The organism is Streptomyces sp. 351MFTsu5.1, assembly GCF_000383655.1.
Lineage (GTDB): Bacteria > Actinomycetota > Actinomycetes > Streptomycetales > Streptomycetaceae > Streptomyces > Streptomyces griseorubiginosus.
Genome location: NZ_KB911775.1, coordinates 660434 through 680510 on the forward strand (window position 1 = coordinate 660434; position 20077 = coordinate 680510).

Here is a 20077-nt window from a genome sequence, read left to right on the forward strand (position 1 = left end):
ACGCCTGGCGGACACGAGGCAGCTGAGTCCGGACAGGTGCATGGCGCTGCCCATGACCCACGGGCCGCGCCGGGCGAGCAGCACGACAGCGGAGCGCGAGAAGCGCGGGCGCCTTCCTTGCCGAAGTCCGGCAATGTCTCCCCCGGCCACAGTGCGCATCAACAACCTGTCATTGCCACGTAAAGAACGTGTAGGGTTCCCAGCGGTGTGCCGGGAAGTCTGGTCGGCGGTTGGAGGACAACTCTCTTCACCGATCGGGGGTCCGGGTCATGGTGCTCGTCGTGGTTTTCGGAGTGGCACTGCTCATCGCGGTCCTGCTGTCAGGGCTCGCCGCCCGCACCGTCCTGTCCACCTCTCTGCTCTTCCTGGTCGGTGGCGCGCTCGTCAGCGACGGCTTCCTCGGCCTGATCCACATCACGCCGGACAGCGAGATCGTGTCCGTCACGGCGGACCTGGCGCTGTTCGCCGTGCTGTTCACCGACGGCATGCACGTCTCCTTCCCCAAACTGCGCGCCAACTGGCGCAACCCGGCCCGGGCGCTCGGGCTGGGCATGCCAATCGCCTTCGTCGGGATGGCGCTCATCACGCACTTCCTGGTCGGACTCGACTGGACGACGTCGTTCCTGGTCGGGGCCGTGCTGGCGCCTACCGACCCGGTGTTCGCCTCGGCGATCGTCGGGCGCAAGGAAGTCCCGGCGAAGCTGCGGCAGCTGCTGAACGTGGAGAGCGGCATCAACGACGGGCTCGCCCTGCCGGTCGTGCTCATCCTGATCGCCGCGGCCGGCCCCACCTCCGGTCACGCCGAGGCCGATCTCGGGAAGATCGCGTTGGAGCTGGTCCTGGGGCTGGTCTTCGGCGTCGTCCTCCCCTTCGTCGTGGTCGAGCTCGTCCGCTTCCGGCTGCTGGGCGCCGAGCCCAAGCTCCAGCCCCTGCTGCCGCTGGCCATCGGTGTCATCCTGTACGCCGTCTGTCACCTCACGCACGCCAACCCCTACCTCGCCGCGTTCTCCGCGGGCGCCGTCCTGACCGCGCGCTCCCTGGAGGCGAAGGCGGCCTTCGAGCCGCTCGGCGAAGCCCTGGCGGAGCTGGCCAAGTTCGCGGCCCTGCTGGTGTTCGGCGCACTGCTGACACCGCAGCTGTTCGGCGACCTGTCATTCGGCGGGTACGCCGTGGTGGTCCTGGCCATCGTGCTGATCCGGCCCATCTCGCTGCTGTTGTCACTGCTCGGCACCCGGTTCACGCGGCAGGAGAAGCTGGTCGCCGCCTGGTTCGGGCCGAAGGGCTTCGCCTCCGTCGTGTACGGGCTGCTGGTGCTCCAGGCAGGGATCCCGCAGGGCGAGGAGGCGTTCACACTGATCGCCGTGTGCATCGCCTTCTCGATCATCGCGCCCAGCTCCACCGACGTCCCGATCGCCCGCATGTTCCACGTGGACGACCTCACCGCGATGGACGGCGGCATCCCCCTCTCCCGAACCAGCAAGGAGAGCGGCCGTGTCGGCGCGTGAACTCACCGAGTCCTACCCGTCCTTCTCCATCGACGGCGTCTCCCACGCGGCCGTCCTGCCGGCCGGGCACCAGCGACCGGCTCTGCCGGCCGTCGATCGTGACGGGCAGCCGTACGCCGTCATGTCCGGCTCGCCGCTCATCGGACGGCCCCTGCCCGAGTACTCGCTGGAGGACCCGCTCGCTGCGGTGATCGACGACCAGGATCTCGACGAGGTGTCCGTAGAGGTCTCCAGGCTCACGGTGGCCGATTGGCTGCCACACCGAAGGTTGCGCCGGCCCACGGCCGGTCCGGACACGAGCGTCATGCACATCACGGCCCTCACGTCCTGTACGCACACTCCGCCGGTCGCCGTCGTCGAACGCGACGGCGACCGCACCCGGCTCGCGGGCGCCGTCCCGGCCACCCGCCTGACGCAACCACTCGTCGGAGGAACGTGAACGACTGGCACGGCTGGGCGGCGATCGCCGTATTCGTGGTCACGTACGGCCTGATCATCAGCGAGAAGATTCATCGCGTCGGCGCGGCCCTGGGCGGGGCGGCGCTGATGCTGGCCATCGGCGCCACCGACGACGAGTCGGCCTTCTTCTCCGAGCATTCCGGAGTGGACTGGAACGTCATCTTCCTGCTCATGGGCATGATGATGATCGTCGGCGTGCTCAAGAAGACCGGCATGTTCGAGTACCTGGCCATCTGGGCGGTGAAGCGGGCCCGGGCCCGCCCGTTCCGGGTGATGGTGATGCTCGTCGTCATCACCGCCCTCGCCTCGGCGCTCCTCGACAACGTCACCACCGTGCTGCTGATCGCCCCGGTGACGCTGCTGGTGTGCGAGCGGCTCGCGCTTCCCGCCGCCCCGTTCCTGATCGCCGAGGTGTTCGCCTCCAACATCGGCGGCACCGCCACCCTGGTCGGCGACCCGCCCAACATCATCATCGCCAGCCGGGCCGGCCTGACCTTCAACGACTTCCTGGTCCACCTCGCCCCCCTGTCCGCGCTCCTCACCCTCGTGCTCGTGCTGCTGTGCCGGTGGCTGTTCCGCACGTCGTTCGTCTACGACGGGACACGCGCCGAAGAGATCATGGCGCTGGAGGAGAGGGAAGCCATCAAGGACCCCAGGCTGCTCGTGCAGGGCCTGGTGGTCCTCGTCCTGGTGGTCGCCGGGTTCGTCCTCCACCCCGTCCTGCACTACGAGCCCAGCGTCGTCGCCCTGCTCGGCGCGGGCCTGCTGATCGCCGTCTCCACCGTGGAGACCGGTGAGATCCTCCAAGAGGTCGAGTGGCCCACCCTCGCCTTCTTCGCGGGCCTGTTCATCATGATCGGCGGACTGATCGAGACCGGCGTGATCGGGGAGATCTCCCGGTCCCTGGCGGGCGCCATCGGCGACAACGAACTCGGCGGCTCCATGCTGTTGCTCACCGCCTCGGCCGTGCTCTCCGGCGTCGTGGACAACATCCCCTACGTCGCCACCATGGCCCCGATCACCGCCGACCTGGTGCACACCATGGGCGGCGCGAGCGACCATGTCATGTGGTGGGCGCTGGCCCTCGGCGCGGACCTCGGCGGCAACGCCACCGCGATCGGCGCCAGCGCCAACGTGGTCGTCCTCGGCATCGCCGAACGCAACCGGCAGCCCATCTCCTTCTGGCAGTTCACCAAGTACGGCCTGGTCGTCACCGCCGTCACCGTGGGGCTGTCGGTGCTCTACGTGTGGCTGCGCTACTTCGTCCTCGCCTGACAAGGAGGTGAAAGGATGCACGAACGCCCGCGTATGGCTCTCGGCAACGTGCTGGCTGGAGGGCGGCGAGTGTACGACCCTGGGCACAGGAACGTTTTCAGCAGATGAGGAGCCCGCCGTGCGCGCGCGTGACCTGGCGGTCGAATACGAGACGGTGAGCGTCGACAGCGACGCCATGGAAGCCGCCACACTGATGGCCGAGCATCGGCTGCCGGCCCTGCTCGTGCTGGACGAACGGGGCGAGCCGAAGGCGATCCTGCCCGCCTCCCAGATGGTCAAGGTGCTGGTGCCCGCCTATGTGATCGAGGACCCGACACTCGCCGCGGTGGTGGACGAGAAACACGCCGACCGGCTGTGCGCGGCGCTTGTGGGCCGCCGGGTGGGCGACTGTCTGCCCGGCAAGGCAGAACCTCCGCCGGTCGCGGATCCCGACGACACCGCGCTGGAAGTCGCCGCGTTGATGGCCCGGGTGCGCAGCCCGCTGGTGGCGGTCGCGGAGCGAGACATCACAGAGTCGGGTGGGCGGGAAAAGAGCCGTACACGCCTCCTCGGTGTGATCACCGCCTCACACCTGCTGCACGAACTGCTGGGAGCGGCGGGGCCACCGGACACGACGTGAGCAGTCGAGTTCCAACCGGCCCCCTGACACGTCGCCGAGCACGAGCCGCCGGGCGACTCCGTCAACCATCCGCACCGCCACCAGACGGGCCGTGCACACGCGCCGCCGGATGAACAGTCCTCGTGCGTCGAGGCTGTTGTCCACAGCAGCCACCCTCGACGGCAGCAGGATGATGGTGAACAGCACGCCCAATGCCGCCCACCAGACCAGCCGCACGCCTGAGAACCCCGAGTGCCTCCAGTCGATCAGAACCAGCGCGCCAAGGAGCAGGACACCGTACAACCGTCGGCACGGCCAGCCACAGCACACCGCCCCGGCCCAGGGCGTCGAAATCGATGTCCGCGTCGAAGCTGTCCACGCCCGCATTGCCGGTCACCGGCAGAGTTCATTAGGGTCTGGGTGCCGGTGGCCGTTGAAGAAGCGTCACTGAGACATCAAGAGCGCGGGGGACGACGTGCCGGAGCGGGACATACCCGAGCAGTATCTGGACGGCTATGCCCGCATCCTCGCGGAGGTCTCGGCCAGCGGCCGACGTCTCAGCCGCGAGGAGATCGAGTCCCGACGCACGCTCGGCGAACAGGCCGCGGACGCCGGCCACGGTCTGCGCGCCCTGGTCGGCGCGCACCTCGCCGCGGCCCGCGCCTGCTGGCCGGATGTCCCCGGCTCGGCCGACAGCACTCTGGCCGCCGTACAGCAGGTCATCGACGCCTTCGCCGAGGGCTACGAGCGCGCCCAGCGCCTGGCAGTGCGTCAGGAGGAGGCCGCCCGCCGGGAGTTCATCGACGACCTCCTCTACGGCCGCAGCGACCTGGGGCGCCTCGCCGAACGCGCCGAACGCTTCGGGCTGCGCCTGTCCCACGCCCACGCCGTGGCGGTCGCACAGGGACCGGCCGCGTACGACGAGGGCAGTGCGGTGCCGCGGCAGGTCGAACAGGCTCTGATCGCGCGCTTCGGCAACCGCAACGTCCTGCTCACCACCAAGGACGGGCAACTGCTGTGCATAGCCCCCGGCCACGAGAACGAGGTCCTGCCCTACTTCGCCAAACAGGCACACGCCGCCACCGACGGCGGCCGGGTCGCCATCGGTCGCCCGCAGCCCGGGCCCGGCGGGGTCGTCCAGTCGTACGAAGAAGCCCTGAGTGCCCTGGAGATGGCCGAACGCCTGGGTCTCGACGAACCGGTCCTGCGCGCCACCGACATGCTCGTGTACCCCGTCCTCACCCGCGACCGCCAGGCCATGGCCGACCTCGTGGTGAACACACTCGGCCCGCTCACCACCGCGCGGGGCGGTGCGCAGCCTCTCCTGGACACCCTGACCGCCTACTTCGACTCCGGCTGTGTCGCGGCCGAGGCTGCCCGCCGCCTCTCTTTGAGCGTGCGGGCCATGACCTACCGTCTGGAGCGCATCCGCCAGCTCACCGGCGCCAATCCGGCCGACGCGGCCCACCGCTACATGCTCCAGACCGCCGTCATCGGCGCCCGCCTCCTCGACTGGCCCACCGTGGAGCTGCCGCAGCCGAGCCGCACGTAGATCGGGATGTAGATGATCGCGACGACGATGACCGGGTAGATCAGGGTGTTCTTGGCGAAGGCGATCAGCAGCGGCAGGTCCTTGATGAACCAGTTCGTGTTCTCGCCGTCCCGGCTTCGGCGAGTTTCGGCGTGATAAACGGAGTCAGGAGGGCCACCCGTCACGTCACGTCGACACGCAGCAACCCGTCCTCGTGCGTCGGTCGGAGCGCGCCCGTCTCACGCGCCTCAGACAGGGCGCCGACGACATAGGGACGAGAGGGCGGCGCCTCACCCCTCCCCGCGGGCGGTAGCCGGGCGGGCCGCGTGCCGGGCGTCCGGGGTCGCTGTGAGACGGCGTGGGCCGGCGGCACGGTCGATCGCCGTCTCCACGGCCGCGACGCGGTCGGCGAGCAGACCCAGGGCGGCGACGGCTCGCGTGAGGGGATCGCTGTCAGGGCCGCCGAGGGTCTGGGTACGCACGTACGCCGCTTTCAGCTCGGCCCAGCGCACCGCCTGCTCGTCAGTCAGCGTGCCACGCAGCTCGGCGAGCTTGAGCAGGTTGGCCTCAGCGCCGTTGGTGAGCGTCTGGGCCTCGGCCGTGTAGTGGTCGTCGATCAGTACGGCCACTTCCGTGTCGTTCATGACCGGCTGGATGCGCTGGGTGATCTTGTTCAGGTTGCGGTACGAGCCCTGGAGCTGGAAGGGCGGCTCGGTGCGGGTGGTGTCGGACCGGGCCGCCGAAGCGATGTACGCCGCGTTGACCGCCAGGACCGTCTCACGGGCCGTCAGCAGGTGGCGCAGGACGGCCAGGACCCGCTCCAGCTCGGCGGGGGCGTACGGGTGTGTGAGACGGTCGGCGCGGGCCGTCGGGTCACTCCCGGCCAGGCGGATCAGCAGATCGAGTTCGGTGCGGTCGCGGCCGGCGAGCGGGGCGAGGACCGGGTTGGCGGTGAGCGCGTTCTCGATGAAGCTGAGCGCGAAAGCATCCTCCTTTCCGGTCAGGACGTCACCGAGGTTCCACACGTCGGCGCGGTTGGCGAGCATGTCGGGGACGCGGAAGCGGCTGCCGGACTCGGTGTACGGGTTGCCGGCCATACAGACGGCGAAGCGCTTGCCGCGCAGGTCATAGGTACGCGGGTCGCCGTCCCGCACGCCGTCGATACTGCGTGTGGCGTCGCACAGCGGGATGAACTTCTGCAGCAGCTCGGGCGAGGTGTGCTGGATGTCGTCCAGGTACAGCAGCGTGTTGTTGCCCGCCTCCAGCGCGAAGTTGATCTTCTCGATCTCCCGGCGGGCGGTCGCGTTCGGGGCCTCGGCCGGGTCCAGTGAGGTCACGGCGTGCCCCAGCGCCGGACCGCTGATCTTCACGAGCAGGAGACCGAGGCGGTCGGCGACGTACTCCATGAGCGTCGTCTTGCCGTAGCCGGGCGGGGAGATGAGCAGCAGCAGGCCGCCGGTGTCGGTGCGCTTGGACTCGCCGGTGGTGCCGAGCTGCTTGGCGAGGCTGTCGCCGACCAGCGGCAGGTACACCTCGTCGATGAGCCTGCTCCGTACGAACGCGGACATGACGCGTGGCCGATGCTCGTCCAGCCGGAGCCGTGTGCGCTCGGCGGTCACCAACGCCGTCCGGCGCCGCTGGTAGGCGCGGTGGGCCGGAACCTCGTGTGTCCGGAAGTCCTCAGTACGGGCCAGGAGTTCGTCGACGCGGACGGTGAGCGTGCGGTCGCTGATGCGCGGGTGGGTGCCGAGCAGGCCCTCGACGGTCGCGGTCAGGGTCGCGGCGGACTCGTAGCGTGGCAGGTCCGGGCAGAGCTGGTCGGTCACCGCCTCGGTCAGGTCGTCAGGGGTGACCTCGGCGCCGGTCGAGGTGGAGTACGACGTCAGCCACGCCTCGACCAGCTGCCTGCGCGCGGGCAGGTCGGGGAGGACGGCGAGGTCGTCGTCGTAGGCCGATCTGTCCACCGTGCGGCGGAACTTGTCGAGGAGCGTGCGGGTGCCGACGCTGATGACGAAGCCGTCGGGGCCGCTGGTCAGCTCCTCGAAGAGGTAGGCGGCCGCCGCTTGGGTGCCGATGGCTTCCGCCAGTTCGGCCCGCAGGTCGTCGATGGCAGGCGCGAACCCGAAGGTGTCTCGGGCGCGTGCCAGCGACACCGCTCGCCGGGTCCAGCTCTCGCGTTCCTCGGCTGTCGTGCCGTGAGCCCAGAAGAGCTGGGCGGCGGCGCGGGCTGCGGGCTCGTGGCGCAGCGGGCCGGCGTCCTCGTGCAGGCGCAGGAGTGTCGTGAGGATCAGGACCGCGTCGTGGTCGTGGACGCCCCGCTGGTGGCCCTCGTCGTACGCCGCCTCCGCTGCCTGCCGGACGAGTGCGGGCAGGTCGGCCTCCGCCAGAGCCTCGGATCCGTGTTCGGCCAGCAGGCGTGCGGCGAGGTGCTCGGCACGGTAGACCTCGGGTGACTCCGAGGGCAGCGGGCGGTCCCAGTAGGGGCGGGTGGCGGCGAAGTCGGGGTCCGTGACCGGCGAGCGGTAGTCGGTGCCGGTGAGCGCGAAGGCGAGGGTGTCGCCGTGCGGGATCAGGGTGAGGTCGAGGGGCTGGGTGTTGACGGCGAAGCGGTGGCTGCCCAGTCGGAGGGTGCGGCCGTCGGCGGTGTACAGGTCGGTGCGGTCGCGCAGGGTGCGCAACGCCTCTTGACGGGCGGCCTTCAGGCGGCCGTCCAGTTCCTCCGCCCTGACCTGGTCGCCGAGGTCGCGCAGCTCGTCGGCGAGGCCGCGGACCTTCGCGGGCATCGGGTCGGAGGTGAAGTACGTGGCGATCGCGTCCGCGTCGGTGAGCGTGCCGGCGCGGCGGGCGACCGTCCGCAGGACGCGCCCGGCCGAGTCGGCCAGGCGCTCGGCGCGGCGGGCACGGGCGTCGGCGAGGGTCTGCTGACGGGCGGAGAACGCCTCGTGGACCTCGTGGCGCTTGTCCGCCAGCTCGCCGAGGAAGTCCTCGAACTCGGCGAACCGGGCCTCCAGGTTCTCCACCTGCACCAGCATGCGGGCGAGTTGTTCGTCGCACGCCTCGGGGCTGTCGGCTGCCGCGAGCGAGCCGATTACGGCCTGGCCGAGCAGTGCGAACTCGGCTGCGAACTCGGCGCGTCCCTCTCGGTCGAGGAGCGCGCGGCGGCGGCCGTCGAGGGTGGCGCGGGCGCGGTTGCCGCTGCCCAGGACATCGGCGATCCGCTCCAGGATGGAGGTGCGGACGGTGGCGTCGCCGATGTCGAGGCCGGTGACGACCTCGGCCACCGTGCGCAGCCCGTCGGCGAGTTCGTCGAGACGGGCGGCGACGGGCGCGGCCTCCGCGACCGTGGCGATCGCCTCGGCGTCGGCGGCGAGCTGCTCGATGTCGGCCTGGTGGCCTGCGAACGCGTCCTCTCGGGCCAGGTGGGAGACGGCCCGCTGCCCGAAGGTGGCGAGGTCGGCCTCCCCATCGGCGACAAGCTCGTCGATGCGGGCAGTGTCCGCGTACCGCATGTCCTTGAGGGTGAGCAGGTGGCCCTGGGCGTGGCGCAGTTCGGTCAGCCCGGTGACCCAGGCGGCGGCGCTGCGCGGGGTCTCGCCGCGCAGGCGTCGTACGATCCCCGCCACTTGTGCGGCTGCCCGGGCGAGCGCGTCGGCTGCCTGGCGGGTGAGGGCCTGGACGGTCTCGAACTCGGCCAGCACCTGCTCGGCGGTGGCCCGGACCTGCGTGAGCGGCGTGTGCAGGTCGCCCAGTTCCGGCTCGCCCAGCCAGTGGTAGGAGTCGGTGGCCCGCCCGCACGCGGCGGCCAGTGCCTCGTAGACCTCGCTCGTCGGGGTGGTCTCGTCGACGGCGCGCGTGATGGACAGACAGTCGGAGATGCCGCGGACTAGGTCTGCGTTGCCGACGCGGGCGAGCGGGCCGGTGCCGACGTGCTGGGCGGCGGCGTGGGTGTCGGAAACGTACGGGGAGTTCCACAGCTGGAGCGGGTGGACGCGCTGCGGCTCATCGCTGTCGGCACGCAGCACCATCAGCGCGCCGTCGTCGAAGAGGGCCCAGCCGTGGCAGGACAGCGGGGTGACGGTCTCCTTGCGGATCATGTTGTACGGCAGCAGCAGGCTGCGGCCCTCCACACGCGCGTGGAACGCGAACAGCACGTCCTCACCGTTCGGGGAACGCACGACCCGCTCGAACTCCAGATCCGCAGTGTCGATGCCGTCGAATGTCCTGTACGTCCCGGTGGCAAGGCAGTAGCCGCCGGGGAAGACGATCCCCTGGTCCTCGGGCAGGGCACGGCATGCTTGGCCGATGCCGTCGAGCCGGACGACGCTCTTGGTGAGCGTGTTGAACACGAGGTAGCGGTGACCGTCCTCGTTGTAGGGGCGGATGTCCAGGAGGATGAGGGGGCCTACGCGCGCGTACGAGATGTCCGCGTCGGCGAGGGATTGCAGCGGTTCGGTGACCGGTTCGGCGTGGATCCCCTCGCCGGTCTCGGTGTTGTCCTCCACCTTGACGGTCAGGGTGCCGCCGACCGTCTGGACGAAGACCTCACCCTCGATGGAGACATGTGGGTGACGGCCGAGGACGTGGTCCTCCCGGGTCGTCTGCTTCCATGCGAAGTCGTGGGAGGGCGGGAAGACGTGGTCGCGGTCGCCACGCGCGTCCAGGAAGGTCGCCCGGCCGTCGTCGGTCAGTGCCCAGCGCAGGACTCGGATGTCGCCGGCCTTCTCGCCGGTCTGGAAGACGGCCAGCAACCTGCCGTCGACGCGGCGGAGCTGGAGGAGGTGGGCCTGGCGGTAGTAGCGGTAGAGGGCGGCGAACTCGCGGAGGAAGACGGGATCGTCGAGCAGGCCGGGCACGGCGTCCTCAGGCAGCCGGTTCAGGTCGCGGTCGTACAGCGCGAAGACGTCGCCCACCGTCGCCTCCGGCCTCAGGCCGAGGAAGACGTTGTGGCCGAAGAGCAGTGTCTCGCCGACGGCGACGATGTCGCGGGGCACGCAGTTGTGCTCGGTGCGCAGCCGTTGGGTGCTCGTCAGCTCCAGCCGGGTGGAGCCGAACTCCTCGGTCCGCAGGGCGTTGAGCGCCTCGGCGCGCCGGGCGAGTTCGGCGGCCTGTGCGGTGAGACGGTCGCGCAGCACCTCGTACGTGCCGGTGTCCAGACCGGTGGTCCCGGTGGTCATGGAGTCCCTCTCGGAAGTCGGAGCAACGTGGTCCGGAGCTGCCGTCCCCTGTGCGGCAGCTCCGGACCACGGGTCGGGATCGGGCCGTGGCCGTACAGGTCGGACCCGGTGGCGGTCAGGGCCTGACGCTGCCGTTGAGCGCGGCCAGCGAGGTGTCGGCGAGGCCCAGCTCACCTGCCTTGTCCAGGAGTTGCTGGAACTGTCCTGCATCCGCGCCGCCGTTGTTCATGAGCTTCATCAGCAGGGCGGAGACGGTCAGGTTCTGCACATCGGCCGTCGAGACCGAGCCGAGGATCCGGCTCAGGTCGTCGGTGAAGCCGGAAGTGCCGTCCAGCCAGGGCTTCGCGAGCGCCTGCGCGGTCTCGGAGTGCTGCACGAAGCCGTCGACACTCTTGCCGAGAGCGATCGAGGACATCAACCGGTCGAAGAAGACCGACTCCCCGCCGACGATGTTGATGTCGGCGTTCTCCAGTCCGGTGGCCAGCACGGTGGCCTGCGCCTCGGCGACCTGCCGCTGCACGTCGAGTCCGGCAAGCCGGATGTCCTTCTCCGCCTGCAGCCGCAGCCGGTACTCCTCGTGACCGCGGGAGGCGTCGTCGAGGGCGGCCATCGCGGCGGCCTTCTCGGTGAGACCGGCGGCCTCGGCCTTCAGCTTCTCGCCGATGGCCTGTGCCTCGGCCATGGCCTGAGCCTTGGTGCCCTCGGCCTCGGCGAGCATCCGGGCCTGGGCCGCCCCGGCTTCCGCACGGCCGGCCTTCTCGATGACCTCGGCCTCCTTGTCACGGACCTGCACAGCGGCCAGCCCTTCGGCGGCGGCCTCCGCCTGAACACCCTCGGCGAGCCGCACCTTTGCCCGCGCGTCGAGGTCCGCCGCCTTCAACCGGGCCTCGGCCAGAGTGAGTTCCTCTGCCGCGCGGTGGGTGGCGGCCTGCTCGGCGGCCTCCGCGGCCTTGATGTCCTTGACCAGCTTCTCCTGCGCCTCGGCCTCGGCGGCGATGATCACGGTCTGACGGTCGCGCTCCGCCTCCTCGACAGCCCGCAGCTTCTTGATGGACTCCTCCTGCTCGGCGACCGTACGGTCCACCGCGACCCGCTCCCGCACGACCTCGGCGATCTCCCGCTTCTCCGCCTCGACCTCCTTCTGGGCGGCGATCCGGGTCAGCTCCGTCTCCCGCTCCCGGGCGATGACTTCGAGGAGCCGGTCCTTCTCGATGCGCTCGTTCTCGATGGCGATGACCCGCTCGCGGTTCTTCGCCGCCACGGCGACCTCACGGGCCTGGTTCTCGCGCTGGATGCCGAGCTGCTCCTCGGTCTTGAGGAACGCGCCCTGGGAGCGCAGCCGCTCCTCCTCCACCACCCGTGCCGTCTCGGCCTCCTCCCGGGCCCGCACGGTGCCGATCTCCCTGCGCTGCTTGATCTCGGCGTCCGCCTGCCGGCGCTCCAACTCCAGGATGGCCTCGCGGGCGTCGACGTTCTGCCGGGTGATCTCCTTCTCCTCGTGGCGCTGGAACTCGTTGGTGCGCACGTGCTCGATCGCCGTCAACTCGGTGATCTTGCGGATGCCCTGGGCGTCCAGGACGTTGGCCGGGTCGAGCTGGGTGAGCGGCGTCTGCTCCAGGTAGTCGATCGCCGCGTCCTCGAGGTGATAGCCGTTGAGGTCGACGCCGATGACCTCGATGATCCGGTAGCGCAGCTCCTCGCGCTTGGTGTAGAGGTCGGTGAAGTCCAGCTGCTTGCCGACGGTCTTGAGCGCCTCGGAGAACTTGGCATGGAACAGCTCCTGCAGCGTGTCCCGGTCGCTCGCCCGAGCGGTACCGACAGCCTGGGCGACCTTGACGACGTCCTCGGCGGTCTTGTTCACCTTCACGAAAAAGGAGATCCGGATGTCCGCGCGGATGTTGTCCCGGCAGATCAGCCCCTCTTTCCCGGCCCGGGTGATCTCGATGGTCTTCACCGAGATGTCCATCACCTCGGCCTTGTGCAGCACCGGCAGCACGACCTGCCCGGTGAACGTCACGTCGACTCTGCGCGTTTTGGAGACGATCAGCGCTTTGCCCTGCTCCACCTTCCGGAACAAGAGAGAGACGACGAGAACGGCGACGAGGCAGACGGCGACCAGCACGCCGATGCCCACGATCATGGCAGTCATGGCATACGTCCTTGAGGCGTAAGGGAGTTGAGCACGAAGAAGGAAGGGGCCAGAGGTGAGATCCGGCGGAGATGTCGGGGCTCAGGCAGCGCGATGCCGCGCGGCGGCACGGGATGCGCCCCCATAGGGGTCGCGGCTCCCGGCGCCTCGTAGTCCCGTGTCGTCGCCCGTGCGAGCCTCGCTCAGCACGGACAGCGCGGGTTCATCCGGGAAGAGGCTGTGCAACGGCCGCACGATCAGACAGGTCACGACCCAAGCGACCAGCAGAGCGCCCGCAGGCGCGATCAGGTGCAGCAGCCAGATGACCGGCCCGGAGGGGCCGAACACGGCGACCACGACCGCCGCGCCGACACTCAAGGACCAGGCCAGCACCGTCAGCACGGAGAAGGCGACCGCCACCGGCACGCCGCCCATATGCCATGCCCGCAGGTCCACGTCCGTGTCGAAGCTGTCGACGCCGACGGCGCCCACGGCACACAGAAGCCAGAAGCAGACGACCACGACGAGGGCAGCGGTCAGCAGGATCGTGGGCAGGCCCGTGGCCGCCACCAGAAATGTCCGCATCTCCTGATCCCCCTTTCCGCCCGCGGCGCGCAAGAACACCGGCATCGACGGCGCACAGTCGTTCCGGGTTTCGGTGCCGGTCACCTGCCGGTGCCCGGCACCGAAACCATCCGCTGTGCTCCCCGCGATCCATCCTGCACGACCCGATCCGGCCCGCGCATTGCCGGTTCCCGGCAGTGTTCATAAGGGTCTGCATGCCGGTAGCCGCTAAGAAACCGTCACCGACGCGTCAAAATTCCGGGGGACGGCATGACAGACCGACAACTACCTGAGCGGCTCCTGGACGGCTACGCCGAGATGCTGATCGACCTGTCAACCACCGGCCGGCGCGCTGCTGGTAGAGGCACTGAACGGGATCGACGGCCTCTACTGCCCACTCCCCGAGGGCGGCATGGTCGCATTCACCACCGCCCCGGCAGCAGGTACTGCCCGGGCCGGGCACGGTCCACCGTCGGCCCTTCCCGAAACCGTAAGAATCTCGACTGCCCCGCCTCGGCGGTCGGCGGCTAGCCTCGGGGCATGAGCGTCGAGACGAGATGCGGGCATACATGAATCGGGCATCGCTCTTCTGTGACGTCTCCTTGGCGAAACGCCTCGAACGAGTCGAGGCCGAGCTGATGGCAGCGGCGGCCGAAGCCGCCTGTCTGCGCCGGGGAGACGACGTCGGATTCGTGACGCGAATGGCCGGCGGTGTGGCCACGTTCGCCGAGGACGGCTCACCGTTCAACAAGATCGCCGGTCTGGGATTCGCCGACCTGCCCGACACGGCCGCACTCGACGAGATCGAGCGCGCCTTCGCCGCTCGCAGTGCTCCGGTGCAGGCCGAGGTGTCCGCGTTGGCCGATCCCGCGGTCAGCGCCCTGCTCACGGCGCGCGGCTATCGGCTGGAGGCGTTCGAGAACGTCCTCGGCCTCGCTCTCGGCGGGGCGTACGAGCGGGTGGCTCCGCCTGGCATCGACGTCCGGGTGGCTCGCGATGAGGAGTTCGACGCGTGGCTGGACGTGGTGACTGACGGGTTCGCTCATCCCGACGGACAAGGGGTTCCCTCGCACGAGGAGTTCCCGCGTGACGTGCTCGCGAACGCGGAGCGGGACTTCATGGCGGCCGGCGTGGTGCCGTACATCGCGCTCTGTGACGGCATCGTCGCCGGAGGCGGCAGCCTCCGCGTGGCGGACGGCGTCGCGCAGCTCACGGGTGCGGCGACGGCCCCGGCCCATCGCCGTCGCGGCGTGCAGACAGCCCTGCTCGCGGCTCGGCTCGCCGACGCCGCTACCGCCGGATGCGACCTCGCCGTCGTGACGACGCAGCCGGGTTCCAGGTCCCAGCAGAACGTGCAGCACCGGGGATTCCACCTGCTGTACACCCGCGCCGTGCTGGTGAGAGGGGTCCCACCGACCGGAGCCGCGCCCCACTCGGCTGCGTCGGTCGACGTCCCGGACCAGGTGAGCGTGGTGCTGTACGACGGCCCACGGGACACCATCAGGCCGCTGTTCGAGCTGGCCGAGGACTCACCGGCACAGCTCGACTCCTACATCGAGGACGGGCGCGTGCTCGTCGCGTTGCGGGGAACGGACGCGGTCGGTCATCTGCAGTTGGTGGCAACCGACCAGGGCGACACCTTCGAGATCAAGAACATGGCCGTACGGGAAGACCTTCAACGCGCCGGCGTGGGCAGCCGTCTGGTGCGCCGGGCGATCGACCTGGCCTCGCGCGAGTCGGGACGGCGCATGCTGGTCGCCACCGCTGCGGCCGACACCGGCAACCTGCGCTTCTACCAGCGGCAGGGATTCCGTATGCGGACCATCGAACGGGACGCCTTCACCACCCGTACCGGCTACGCATCCGACACCCTCATCGAGGGTATTGAACTGCGCGACAGAGTCTGGCTCGACCTCCCGCTCTGTGCGCAGTCCGTCTCGAAGAGAACGTCACCGTAGCGGGCGATGACCTGCTTGTAGTCGGGCGGGGACCACAGTCCCCAGGCATTCTCAACCGCCGCCCAGTCCACCCGCATGCCACCGCCGGGGCGCTGTCCCAGCTAGCGGACAGGTACGCGGTTTCCATCTTCGTCGTTCTGCAAGCCAAGATCTATGCCGGCGAGTGCGTTATGCACCACCGCGTTGCTGAACAGACGTACTCGTTCCCGCTCACATCGAGACCGAAGTCGTCGCCGAGCGGTCCGAGCCTCCCGGGGTGACAGTGTCGCCAAACCCTTGAGTACGACGCGCTCAACTTCGGCGTAAATGAACTGTCCGATTCAGCCGAACGCCTCGGAGTGCAGGGAAGTCGAATCCGTGACGTAGGCAATCAGGTCACCGAAGGTACGGAAGAACATGTCGTCCCCTCGCTGCTCCACCAGAACCGTTCGGCGTTCTCGTCATATGCGTGGACCATCAGGACACCCGAGGCTCCACCGCTGTCGACGAACACCGGAAACAGGCGCCTCCTCAGGCAAGCCATACTCCGACAACGGACCCGTCTCCAGGACCACGTCACGGAACATGAAGGCCAACTCGCTCCGTGGCGGGTCGTTCCAGTCCTAGCAGTGACATCGTGGATTGAAATCCGTCCACACCGTCCGTCAAGGTCAGAAATTTCCGGTAGTCCGCATCCAGTGGCTGGCCAGCAACTATCTCCAGAGCCTCCAGCTGGCGGAGTCCTCGCCGACACTTCGAGACGCCGATCTTCGCTTTCCAACAATACGAATTGAACGGACGGCCCGAGCGCCGCCAAAGGCCGCGTCTCCTCCGACAGCCCCCACTTCATGCGGTGGGCCAGCCTCCAGAATGACGTCGTACAGCGTCTACTCAGTCGGCCCGGCCCGCTCCACACCCCGCTTCAGGCAACAGAATCCCGGGGCGAATAGGAATCAAAATCGATAAGGTACATGAGCAGCTCAGCGAAAGCACTGAAGAACATACTGTCGGCCAGACTTACGGACAACTACGACCTGACCGACTTCGATGCCGCCCTCAAGGCCGGCAACCTGCCCGCGGTCAGCTTCCTGAAGGCCGCCGAGTACCAGGACGGGCACGCCGCCTACTCCGACCCGACCGACGAGCAGCACTTCCTGGTCAAGGAGATCAACGCGCTGCAGAAGTCTCCCGAGTGGACCACCGCGGTCGTGGTCGCCTACGACGACTCCGACGGCTGGTCCGACCACGTCTCCTCGAAGGTCCTCAACGGGCTCACGAACTCCACCACCGGCTCCAACGGCAAGGCCCTGGACAGCCCCGCCTGCCAGTCCGGTCCGGCCGCTGCTGGTCATCTCCCCCTACAGCAGGGTGAACTCGGTCGACCACACCGCCACCGAGCAGGCGTCGATCACCCGGTTCATCGAGAACAACTGGGGCACCGGCCGGATCGGCGACGCCTCCTTCGACCAGCGGGCGGGCAGCCTGAGCGGCCTGTTCGACTTCAAGCGCCCCAACAACAAGCAGGTGCTGCTGAACTCGGACGGCTCGGTCAAGTCCGTGAAGCCGATCCCCGCACCACTACGCGCAGACCGCCTCCTCGGCCTCCACGCACGCCCCGTACCCGGCCTACGTCCAGGACCTCAAGGCCCAGAACGTCGCCGCCGCGAGCTCCGGCTCCCGGCCCTGCCGATCTCCGTCGGCGCCGGTCTGCTGACCGCCGGCACGATGACCACCGTGTTCGCGCTGCGCCGCCGCAGGGGGCGTGCGGGGGCTCCGACGGCCGCCGTCTAGATCTCGGACCTCCGCGGAGACGGTCCCGGCCGGGTACAGGCCGGGACCGTCCGCTTTTCCTTGTCCTACTCGGCGGCGAGCCAGTGCTCGAATGCCGTCAGGTGCCGTTCGGAGGCGGCGAGCAGGTTGGTGTACACCTGGCGCGTGTCCGGGGCGGTGAGTCCGGACAGCGCCTTGGTCAGTGCGGCGATGTCGTCCTTCTCGACCGTGCGGCCCGCCGTCAGGGCTCCGGTCAGGCTGTCCTCGCCCTGCTTCAGGAGCCTGTCGTAGGTGGCCTGGACGGCCGGGTCGGTGAAGTCGCCGGCCGACTGGCCGGCGGTCGGGTCGGTGATCTCGTAGCGGTCCAGCAGGGTGCGCAGGGCGCTCAGGTGCTGGGTCTCGGCCGTCGCGATCCGCTGGAAGACCCGCACGTCGTAGCGTTCGGCGAACGCCGTGTACAGGTCGTGCGCGAGCTTCTCCTCCTCGGCCATGCTCGCCAGCGTGGTCTTCTGGGCGGCTGTCAGGGTGCCTTGCGCGGCCAGGGCGGTGTAACCAGTGCAGCTCCCGTCGCGGCGGGCGTCGTACGTGCCGTCGCCGTGCCCGGAGCGGTGTTGACGGCCCGTCATCATCTGCTGCTGCACGGTGGGTTCCGGCTTCGGGCTGCTGTCGGTACCCGCCGCCACCGCGCCACCGGTCAGCACTCCGCCGATGGCGAGCACTCCCGCGGTGACCGCCGTCGCGATCTTGATGTTGCGCTTCATGGCGAACCTCCTCGGGTCCGCAGGAACATCCTTGTGTTCCCGCACCGTCACCGTCGCGCCGGGCCCTGCAGTCGCCGTGCGCCGCGTGTGGAGACGGGATGGAGACGGCCGACGACAGGTTGGGGCTGTTCGGCCCCTCCCGGAAGCGCGCGCGTGGCGCGTAGGTGTGGGACATGACCACCACCGTGCTCGTCGTCGAGGACGAGAGGGAGATCCGCGAGCTGCTGCGCCGCTATCTGGAGCGCGCCGGGTACGGGGTGCTGACGACCGGGTCGGGCGCCGAGGCCGTACGGCTGCTGGGTGAGCAGGGAATCGATCTGGCACTGCTCGATCTGGGGCTGCCCGACGTGGACGGGGACGAGGTGCTGCGGGAGACCCGCGAGCGCGGCCGGGTGCCAGTGGTGGTCCTGACGGCGCGCACCACCGTCGAGGACCGCATCCACGGGCTGCGGCTGGGCGCCGACGACTACGTGACCAAGCCGTTCAGTCCCACCGAGGTGGTGCTGCGGGTGGGTGCGGTGTTGCAGCGGGTCAGGGGTACGGCGACGGAGGCGGCGCCGATCCTGTCGTACGGCGGGGGGCGGCTGCGGATCGACGAGGCCCGGCACGAGGCGAGCCTCGACACGGTGTCGCTGGAACTCACACCCACCGAGTGGGGTCTGCTGACCACGCTCGCGTCGGTGCCGGGCCGGGTGTACTCGCGCTACGAGCTGGTCAACCGGGTCCGCGGCTACGAGTTCGCCGGATACGAGCGAACGATCGACTCGCATGTGAAGAACCTGCGGCACAAGCTCGGGGTTGTTGGCCCCGAGGTCGTGGAGACGGTGCTGGGCGTGGGCTATCGGCTGGGGTGGTCCCGTGACCCGTGAGCCGGGTTCACCACGCGCCCGGGTGCGGCCGTCCGGCGGGCTCGGCCCGCTCGGGCGACGGCTGTTCGCCGCGTTCGCCGTGGTCGCGCTGGCGTCCGTGGCGCTGCTGACGGCCGCGGCGCTCGTCGGCACCGACCGCGGACTCAGCAGCGCCCACCAGGCCGACCGGCAGCGCGCCGCCGACCGGGTGGCCGTGGCCGCCGCCGACGCCTACCGGGCGGCGGGCGACTGGACGTCGGCCGACCTGTCGGCGGCCCGGTCGCTCGCCTCCGGTGCCGGGGCGGTGCTCACCGTGCGCGACGCGGAGGGCGAGACGGTCTCCGGCGACTCCGGGTCCGGGTCGGAGGACGAGCACGGCATGTCCGGTTCGGGGCGCTGGCATCACGGGCAGGGCATGGGCTCAGGACCCAGTGCGAGCGCTCCGGTGGTGGTCGACGGCAGCACGGTCGGTTCCGTGTCGCTGGTCTTCTCGGCCGGGTCCGGATCGGCGGGCCGGTCCGTCGCCTGGGGGTGGGTGGCCGTGGCCGCCGTCGGTGCCCTGGCTCTCGCGCTGGGCGTGAGCTGGTTCGTCACCCGGCGCCTGACGGCCCCGGTCGTCCGGATCGCCGCGACCGCGCGTGCGCTGGCCGCAGGGGACCGCACCGCGCGGGCCCGGATCGACGCACCGGGCGAACTGGGCGACCTCGCCCGCGCCTTCGACGCCATGGCCGACGACGTCGGCCACACCGAGCAGGCGCGCCACCGCCTCGCCGCGGACGTCGCCCACGAACTGCGCACGCCCCTGGCGTCCTTGCGGGCGGGGCTGGAAGAGCTGCGCGACGGTTACACCGAGCCGACGCCGGACCGCCTTGGCTCCCTGCACGACCAGGCGCTGCGGCTGGGCCGCATCGTCGACGACCTCGGGGAGCTGGCCGAGGCGGAGTCGGCCCGTGTGACCCTGCACCTGGCCGAGGTGGATCTGACCGCCCTGGCCGAGGCCGCCACGGCCGAGCGGGAGCCCGAACTGCGCACCGCCGGACTGACCGTGCGCACCGTCCCGGGCCCCGTTCCGCTGCTGGTCCGCGCGGACGCTGACCGGCTGCACCAGGCTCTGGGCAACCTGCTGAGCAACACCGCCCGCCACTGCCGTCCCGGCGACACCGTCACCGTCACCACGTCCGCCACGCCTTCCGAAGCACTCGTGGAGGTGGCGGACACCGGCCCCGGCATTCCCGCCGACGAGCTGCCGCATGTCTTCGACCGTCTGTGGCGCGGGGCCCGCGCTCGCGCCACGGACGGCAGCGGCATCGGCCTCGCCGTCGTCAAGGAACTGGTCACCGCGCACGGCGGCACAGTCATCGCCGCTTCCGGACCGGAGGGCGTCACACGGCTGACGGTCCGGCTGCCCAGGCCCGCGCCACAGGGATCACGACTCGGTCCGAGCTCCGTCGCCGAGCCGCGACTTGCCTCTCGGGCAAATACCCCTAGGGGTATTTGACGCCACTCTCCGGGCCGCCGTACTCTCGC

Annotated in this window: 13 protein-coding genes and 1 pseudogene; 9 read left to right on the forward strand and 5 right to left on the reverse strand. The window is 69.9% G+C overall.

Annotation, left to right across the window (positions count from 1 at the left end):
* Positions 1-269: 269 nt before the first annotated feature.
* The 5 genes from H295_RS0102880 to H295_RS0102900 all read left to right on the forward strand — a co-directional run bounded on the left by H295_RS0102880 (position 270) and on the right by H295_RS0102900 (position 5389).
* Positions 270-1505 (forward strand): cation:proton antiporter, encoded by a 1236-nt coding sequence (locus tag H295_RS0102880; protein WP_020133844.1) that lies wholly within the window; start codon positions 270-272, stop codon positions 1503-1505.
* A complete protein-coding gene (locus H295_RS44640) occupies positions 1492-1944 on the forward strand; it encodes a hypothetical protein (protein ID WP_020133845.1) in 453 nt (150 codons plus the stop codon). Before H295_RS0102880 ends, H295_RS44640 begins: the two co-directional genes overlap by 14 nt.
* Positions 1941-3239 carry an SLC13 family permease gene (locus tag H295_RS0102890; protein WP_020133846.1) on the forward strand — a complete coding sequence of 433 codons (1299 nt, stop codon included), beginning with the start codon at positions 1941-1943 and terminating at the stop codon, positions 3237-3239. The genes H295_RS44640 and H295_RS0102890 overlap by 4 nt, the downstream gene beginning before the upstream one ends.
* A gap of 118 nt (positions 3240-3357) precedes the next feature.
* A complete protein-coding gene (locus tag H295_RS0102895; protein WP_020133847.1) occupies positions 3358-3858 on the forward strand; it encodes a CBS domain-containing protein in 501 nt (166 codons plus the stop codon).
* A 454-nt stretch (positions 3859-4312) separates the two neighbouring features.
* Positions 4313-5389, forward strand: coding sequence for a PucR family transcriptional regulator (locus tag H295_RS0102900; RefSeq protein WP_020133848.1), 1077 nt, complete (start codon positions 4313-4315; stop codon positions 5387-5389).
* Here H295_RS0102900 and H295_RS0102905 read toward each other — a convergent pair.
* The 4 genes from H295_RS0102905 to H295_RS47440 all read right to left on the reverse strand — a co-directional run bounded on the left by H295_RS0102905 (position 5308) and on the right by H295_RS47440 (position 13339).
* Positions 5308-5553 carry a hypothetical protein gene (locus H295_RS0102905; RefSeq protein WP_020133849.1) on the reverse strand — a complete coding sequence of 82 codons (246 nt, stop codon included), beginning with the start codon at positions 5551-5553 and terminating at the stop codon, positions 5308-5310. The genes H295_RS0102900 and H295_RS0102905 overlap by 82 nt on opposite strands.
* 105 nt (positions 5554-5658) lie before the next feature.
* Positions 5659-10542 (reverse strand): DNA repair ATPase, encoded by a 4884-nt coding sequence (locus tag H295_RS42655; RefSeq protein ID WP_020133850.1) that lies wholly within the window; start codon positions 10540-10542, stop codon positions 5659-5661.
* Positions 10543-10657: 115 nt separating this feature from the next.
* Positions 10658-12691 carry a hypothetical protein gene (locus tag H295_RS0102915; protein WP_020133851.1) on the reverse strand — a complete coding sequence of 678 codons (2034 nt, stop codon included), beginning with the start codon at positions 12689-12691 and terminating at the stop codon, positions 10658-10660.
* Between the two features lie 81 nt (positions 12692-12772).
* Positions 12773-13339, reverse strand: a complete 567-nt coding sequence (locus tag H295_RS47440; RefSeq protein WP_199788549.1) for a hypothetical protein — start codon at positions 13337-13339, stop codon at positions 12773-12775.
* A gap of 464 nt (positions 13340-13803) precedes the next feature.
* Here H295_RS47440 and H295_RS44645 point away from each other — a divergent pair, with 464 nt between their 5' ends.
* The gene (locus H295_RS44645; protein WP_106960757.1) at positions 13804-15192 is read left to right on the forward strand and encodes a GNAT family N-acetyltransferase; all 1389 of its coding nucleotides are present in this window, start codon (positions 13804-13806) and stop codon (positions 15190-15192) included.
* A 986-nt stretch (positions 15193-16178) separates the two neighbouring features.
* A pseudogene (locus H295_RS42670) lies at positions 16179-16962 on the forward strand (alkaline phosphatase family protein); the annotation flags it as partial.
* Between the two features lie 65 nt (positions 16963-17027).
* On the opposite strand, the gene H295_RS0102945 reads toward H295_RS42670, so the two are convergent.
* A complete protein-coding gene (locus tag H295_RS0102945; protein WP_020133856.1) occupies positions 17028-17702 on the reverse strand; it encodes a ferritin-like domain-containing protein in 675 nt (224 codons plus the stop codon).
* Between the two features lie 173 nt (positions 17703-17875).
* On the opposite strand from H295_RS0102945, the gene H295_RS0102950 reads away from it, so the two are divergent.
* Together H295_RS0102950 and H295_RS0102955 are read left to right on the forward strand one after the other, a co-directional pair.
* Positions 17876-18571 carry a response regulator transcription factor gene (locus H295_RS0102950; protein ID WP_020133857.1) on the forward strand — a complete coding sequence of 232 codons (696 nt, stop codon included), beginning with the start codon at positions 17876-17878 and terminating at the stop codon, positions 18569-18571.
* On the forward strand, positions 18561-20048 hold the full coding sequence (locus H295_RS0102955) for a HAMP domain-containing sensor histidine kinase (RefSeq protein WP_028808995.1): 1488 nt from the start codon (positions 18561-18563) through the stop codon (positions 20046-20048). Before H295_RS0102950 ends, H295_RS0102955 begins: the two co-directional genes overlap by 11 nt.
* The last annotated feature ends 29 nt before the right edge of the window (positions 20049-20077 follow it).